This window comes from Microcystis sp. M53603_WE2, from assembly GCF_030065435.1.
The window spans coordinates 1-6,425 of the sequence record NZ_JASJFF010000426.1; the positions used below are offsets into that span (position 1 = coordinate 1).

Below are 6,425 nucleotides of genomic sequence, written 5' to 3' on the forward strand. Positions count from 1 at the left end.
CATTCGGTTAAAGCAGCGCAAGAGGGTACTTTTCCCGCAACCGGACGGCCCGATAAAGGCGACGATTTTTCGTGCAGGAATTTTAATATGAACGTCCAGAAGAGCGAGAAATCCATTATAAAAAACTTTCACTCCTTCCGCGTCGAAAACACTGTGATCTGGGTTAAGGTGGGTAGTCATGGCAAAAATTCTCCTGATCGTTTATTAAAGATCGATGGTTTTTTTAGAGGGGAGGGTTTGCAAACCCTCCCGTACTGGAGAAGTGGGGAGTGCAGGAGTAGGGAAGGTTATGTATCTACCCCCTTGCCCGCTGCCTTCCCTAATTCAGTGTCGAATAACGTTGACGTAGATAGATGGCGATGGCGTTGAGGGCGAGAATTAACAGGATCAGAACGATAATCGCGGCCGCCGCCGCATTGGCAAAACCGGGTTCGGGACGGGTGATATAGCTGAAAATTTGAATCGGTAGTGCCATAAAGCGTTGGAATAAACCAGGATCGAAAGTGAGGAAACTAACCGCGCCGACGACCATTAAGGAAGCCGCGTCCCCGATCGCCCGCGACACGGAGATAATCACCCCCGTGAGAATCCCCGGCACCGCGTAGGGTAAAACATGGTGTTGGATCGTCTGCCATTTGGTACTGCCTAGACCGTAGGAGGCTTGGCGTAGGGAATCGGGAACCGCCCGGATCGCCTCCCGCGCCGTGACGATAATCACCGGCAGCGAGAGAAGCGCAAGGGTTAACGCGCCGGAAATCAGCGTCGGGCCAAAATTGAGCAGATAGTTAAAAACCGCTAATCCTAATAAGCCGTAGACGATCGAGGGAACCCCAGCCAGATTGCCGATATTCACCTCGATCAGTGCCGTCCACCAAGTTTTCGGGGCGTATTCCTCTAGATACAAAGCCGACCCGACCCCGATCGGGACCGCCACGAGAAGCACGATAATTCCCAGATAGAAACTACCGATGATCGCCGGACGGATACCGCCCCTTTCCGGGAAACGGGAAGGCGTTTCCGTGAGGAATCCGGGGGTTAAGAGTCGTCCGAGTCCATCGTGGGCGATATTCAACACCAACAGCGCCAGAACGAACAAACCGATCAGTAAACCGAAGAGGAAAAGATACTCGCAGAATTTGCCGATCGCCTCGCGGCGTTCGAGATGGTCGATAAATTCAACGGTATCGGATTTGACAGAGGATTTAACCATGGGAAATCAATCGTATTTTTCTTTAAAACGGTGGGATATCCAGTAACTGGCTAGATTCAGCACCAGCGTGATCAGAAAAAGCACCGCGCCGACCGCGTAGAGGGTTTTAAAACTGAGACTGCCCCGGGGCGCATCTCCCCCGGAAATCTCGGCCATAAAAGCGGTCATCGTGGCGATCGACTCGAAGGGATTGAGGGTAAGCCGGGGTTGCGAGCCGGCGGCGATCAACACCGTCATCGTTTCCCCCACCGCCCGCGACATTCCCAGAATAATCGAGGCCATGATCCCGGAGAGGGCGGCGGGGAGAACCACTTTAAAAATCGTTTCCAGCTTGGTAATTCCTAGCGCGTAGGAACCCTCGCGCAGGGAACGGGGAACCGCTCGGATCGCGTCTAAACTAATCGATCCCACCGTGGGAGTGATCATGATCCCCATCATTAACCCGGCGCTGAGGGCGTTAAAAATCTCGACGGGGAAAAGATTCCGCAAAGTGGGCGTGACAACGAGTAGGGCGAAGTACCCGTACACCACCGTAGGAATCCCGGCGAGAAGTTCCACCGCGGGGCGTAAAATCGCCGCTAGGTTCGGTTTTGCGTATTCGGCGAGGTAGATCGCGGAAGATAGGCCTAAAGGAACCGCGACGGACATAGCGATGGCCGTGGTTAAAAATGTCCCGTTAATCAGCGGCCAGATGCCGAAATGAGGGGTGGCGAACAGTGGAGTCCAACGGGTATCGAGAAAGAATTGGGCGAAAGATACCTCTTGAAAAAATCCCCAGGTTTCACTAAAAATAATCGCCACGATGCCGATTGTCGTCGCCACGGAAACGAAAGCGCAAGCGAAGAGAATCAGCGCGATTATCTTCTCTTGAATATCGTCGCCGGGGCGCTTGAGGAGCGAATTATCTGCCGGCAAAAAAGAATTATCGAAAGAACTCGGGGTTAAGGTCATGGTTTGACAAAATTCCTTTTTTAGATAAAGTTCGTGATCGGTTCTCCCGGTTTAGCTTTGCCGAATTTCGATCCCGTTTCCCTGCGCTCGAATTTCCGCAGGGTTTTGACGTAGGCCTCATCTGGTAAAGCGACGTAACCCACGCCATCGACCCATTTCCAGGAATTTTCTAAATAGAACCGCACGAATTTTTCCAGGGATGGATTCGTTTTTAAATTATTCTTGTTGACGTAGATAAACAGGGGACGGGAAAGGGGATTATAGACATTGCGGAGAACGTTATCGATGGGGACCGGTTTGACGCATTTTCCTTCATTATTTTCGATCGCCACCAAGTTCAATCGATCTTGGTTCTGCATATAGAAAGAGATGCCTAAATAGGCAAGCGCGGATGGATTGCCGATCACCCCCTGCACGAGCGCGTTTTGATTGCGGTTCGGGGTGAAATCGGTACGGCTATTTCTCCGTTTTCCCGTAATCGCTTGGGTGAAATAATCGAAGGTTCCCGTATCGGAAGGCGGGGCGAAAAGTAATAATCTCTCGTCGGGAAATTTGGGATTAATCTGTTTCCAACTGGTAATCCTACCCTCCGCTTTCGTGTTCCACATTCGATCGAGTTCTTTAATCGTTAAACACTTGGCGAATTGATTTTTTTTATTGACGATCACCGCCAATCCGTCGATCGCCATCGGTAATTCCAGAAATTCCACGCCGTTTTCCCGACATTTCTCGATCTCTTCTTTCCGGATCACCCGCGATGCCCCGGCAATGTCGAGATTTCCGGCGCAGAACTTACTAAAACCGCCCCCGGTTCCACTGGTGGCGACGCTTACCCGCGCTTCGGGATGGACTCTTTGATATTCTTCGGCAACGGCGAGGGAGAGGGCGAAACCCACCGCACCACCGTCGATCGAGACTGGTGGTTGTTTCTCGGCCGAGTCGGCCGGGCGACCGCAACCGGCGATCAAATTACTGGCCATCAGAAGGGAGATTAGGAAAAAATAATGAGAGAATTTCATAGATTAAAGCGGGAAAAATGTTAGGAAGCCGACTGGTTTTTAATCTGCTCGAAGATGCCGTTATTGGCCAGAAATTCCTTTTCGATCAACGTCCAACCCCCGAGATCTTGGGCGTTGAAAAGGGTCTTGATCGGCGGAAATTGTAGTCCTTCATCCTTGGCCACGAAGGGATTGACCGAGCGATAGCCCAATTTGGCCAATTCCTGTTGTGCCGGCTCGGAATAGAGGAAATTCACAAAGGCCTCGGCCACCTCTCGCGTGCCGTGTTTATCGACATTTCTATCCACCACCGCCACGGGATTATCGATCGAGATATTGACCAGGGGGACTAAGTAATTGGTATCTGGTTGATTTCTTGCCGCTAGAATTACCTCGTTTTCGTAGGTGACTAAAACATCCCCCTTTCCTTCTTGGAAAAAGGCATTGCTGGCTTCCCGCGCGTCCCTGGCTAGGGTGGGAATCTTTTGATAGATCCGGCGGACAAAATCCCATGCCTGTTGCGGTTCGCCCCCCGTTTGCGTCACCGAACCCCAGAGGGCTAATAACTGCCAAATAGCGATCCCGGAAGTTTTCGGATCGGCGGATAGAACCGTAACGTCCTCTCTAGCCAGATCCGCCCAAGATTGAATCTTTTTCGGATTTCCCGCCCGCGTCACGATCGCCGCCACCGAGTGACTCACCACCCCCCGCCGCGGCACCCGATCTTCCCAACCGCGATTAATCAGGCCGGCTTGAGATATCCGCATCACGTCGAGGGGAAGGGCCAGATGTACCACGTCCGCCTCTTGTTTCCCGGCGATCACGTCATCGGCCTGGGCCAGGGAACCGCCGTAACTCCGCTGGAAAATGACTTTTTGGTTATGCTCTTTCCGCCATTTCTCGACGAATTTCGGGATAATCTGGTCGTGGGCGGCTTTCGTGACCGAGAAGGAAACGAGATTCAGTTTCACCTCCGGTTTTGAGCCGATTCCCCCGCAGGAGGCGAGGGCGAGACTTGCCAACAGTCCCACTAACAGGAAGGAAAGGAAGCTCCTCCCCGATAAGGAACGAAAGGGACGAAACAGCGATCGAATTGGCAACAGTGATACATTCATCGGGATTTTCTCGATAAGGTTGCTCTAAACCAACTAATTTTTTCTTCTCTCTTCCTGAATTTTGACTCCCGTGGGAGCCGGAGATTGGCGATTTTTACGGGGGGTCTAATTTAGCCGATGGGAATCAACAGACGATAGGAGCCGTTATCGAGAATAATCCGTAGGCCCAACCACATCAGCACAAAGGGGAAAAGCTTACTCGCATAACGGCTGAGGACAACCGCGATCCCCGGTTGGCGGGTTAGATTATAGGAGAGAAATAACCAAGTACAAACGATTAGATAGCAGATCGGGATGATTACGGCTAACTGCGCCACGGTACTATTGGCGAATAGGGGAATGTAGATACCGAGATTATTGCCGCCATTGGATATCGTGACCGCGGAAACTTTATAGGTTTGGCGATCGCTGAAGACTTGACCGAGGGATAGTCTGCGGGAGGCGAATCCGTGAAATCGGGCGTTTCTTCGCAAATTCACCTTGCGATCTGCGGTTTCCCTCTCGTTATCGCGATTTAAAGTCACTAAATTTCTCACACCGATGAGGAGCGGCAAGATTCCGAGAAGACCGATATAAATCGGCGGGATGATTAAGCCGAGTAGAAAACCCAGCAAGCTCACCGATACTAAGGCCGTAAACCCGACTAGCTCGCCGACGACAACGTGAACCGGGCGAAAGGTACGATTTACCTCGCTAAAGAAGCCGGTTAGATAAATATTGTCGTCGAAGGTGGTGGCTATGCCGGTGGCCACCGCGATTTTGACGATTTCGATCAACCAATCCATCCATACCACCTCGATCTCTCAAATGCGGGCGCAATTTCATTTTAAAACTATATCATTTTCAATACATTTATAAATGTACTTTGTTACACAATCGAGGAGTCGTGGATTTTTATAGTATGTAGATAAAACTAATGGAACCTCTCCCGATCAAGTTGGGAAACCCTTCCCTCTTGTCTCCTTTCCCGATCATAAATCTTGTTTTCTGCGAGAAATCCCATGCTCCACCGTTCGATCAAGTGTCTCTGGAAACCGTGGCGAAATTGCCGGGGAGTTCTTCCCGCAGTGCTTTTTGTGACCAGCCTCGTCGGGAGCTTTCTCCTGGCTGGATTTTCCGACACGATCGCCGTCGGTCAAAATTCTCGATCCGATAACCTGATTCTGAACCTCGTCGATAGCTTTAAATTCCCCCGAAATACGACTCCCCGGCTATTGGAAACCGTGGGATTATTTATCGCTGGAATTCTCTTCTGTATCGCGATCGATCGCTGGTTCAAGCGCTCGACCCCCTCCGATATCACTCCTCTCGCCAAACAAGCGCGGCGGTTAGGAACCCTCAAGATCGGCTATCCCGAGGGTATGACCAATCTGGAAGTTCTCCGCGCCCAGGCCTTTCTGGAAAGACGCTTAAAACCCTTTGGGGTGACGGTAACGTGGACGAGTTTTCTGGCGGCTTCCTCTCTGATCGAGGCCTTGAGCAACGGAACGATCGACTTCTGCGGTGGTGGCGGTACGGCGAGTATTTTCTCGCAAGCAGCCGAACACGTCTTCGTCCGGGTAGCCAAGGAAAAATATACCGCCCCGAAAGGTCAGGCGATTCTCGTGCCTGAGGATTCGCCAATAGAGACGTTGGCGGATTTAAAAGGAAAAAGAATCGCCTTCGATCGAGGTTCGAGCGCCCATTATGTCCTCATCCGCGCCCTGATGAGAGTGAATCTAGAATTAAGCGATATCGAACCGGTGTATGCGACTCAACCGGAAGCACTGGTGCTTTTTCGTCGCGGTGAGATCGACGCTTGGGTGGTCTGGGTTCCCTATTCCCCCACCGAGACGCGCACCTATCCGGGAAGATCGTTGGCCGATTTGGAGAGCATCTTCGGGGAAAACGCCTCTCTAGAAGTGCCGACCTATTATTATGCGGTTCCCGAATTGGTGCGGGATTATCCCGATGTACTGAAGGTGATTTTAGAAGAGGTGAACGAGGTGGGGGCCTGGGCGAAACAACAGGAGTTAGAGGCGACGAGACGCTTGGCAGCCCACCACGAGATCGATCCGGCGATCGTGGCTAATCTCGAACAACGGGCCTCTGAACGTGCCATTATCCCGATCGATGATCGCTCTCTGACGGCCCTACAACACCAAGCTCATA

Annotated in this window: 7 protein-coding genes; 1 reads left to right on the forward strand and 6 read right to left on the reverse strand. The window is 51.7% G+C overall.

Annotated features, from left to right (window positions below; genetic code table 11):
- The 6 genes from PX481_RS08920 to PX481_RS08945 form a co-directional block, all read right to left on the reverse strand.
- A partial coding sequence (locus PX481_RS08920; protein WP_288094448.1) for an ATP-binding cassette domain-containing protein occupies positions 1-180 on the reverse strand: 180 nt, incomplete at its 3' end.
- A gap of 139 nt (positions 181-319) precedes the next feature.
- Entirely contained in the window at positions 320-1,210 is an 891-nt protein-coding gene (pstA, locus tag PX481_RS08925; protein ID WP_002738206.1) for a phosphate ABC transporter permease PstA, read from the reverse strand.
- 6 nt (positions 1,211-1,216) lie between these two features.
- Positions 1,217-2,161: a phosphate ABC transporter permease subunit PstC gene (pstC, locus tag PX481_RS08930; RefSeq protein ID WP_002763664.1), complete on the reverse strand. Its 945-nt coding sequence runs from the start codon at positions 2,159-2,161 to the stop codon at positions 1,217-1,219.
- Between the two features lie 20 nt (positions 2,162-2,181).
- On the reverse strand, positions 2,182-3,180 hold the full coding sequence (locus PX481_RS08935) for a PstS family phosphate ABC transporter substrate-binding protein (protein WP_002763665.1): 999 nt from the start codon (positions 3,178-3,180) through the stop codon (positions 2,182-2,184).
- A gap of 20 nt (positions 3,181-3,200) precedes the next feature.
- Positions 3,201-4,274 carry a sulfate ABC transporter substrate-binding protein gene (locus PX481_RS08940; RefSeq protein WP_288023205.1) on the reverse strand — a complete coding sequence of 358 codons (1,074 nt, stop codon included), beginning with the start codon at positions 4,272-4,274 and terminating at the stop codon, positions 3,201-3,203.
- A gap of 110 nt (positions 4,275-4,384) precedes the next feature.
- Positions 4,385-5,059, reverse strand: a complete 675-nt coding sequence (locus PX481_RS08945; protein ID WP_288094449.1) for a cadmium resistance transporter — start codon at positions 5,057-5,059, stop codon at positions 4,385-4,387.
- Positions 5,060-5,275: 216 nt separating this feature from the next.
- Between PX481_RS08945 and PX481_RS08950 the strand changes: the two genes are divergently transcribed.
- Positions 5,276-6,425: sulfonate ABC transporter substrate-binding protein (locus PX481_RS08950; protein ID WP_288094450.1), on the forward strand; the 1,150-nt coding region annotated here is incomplete at its 3' end.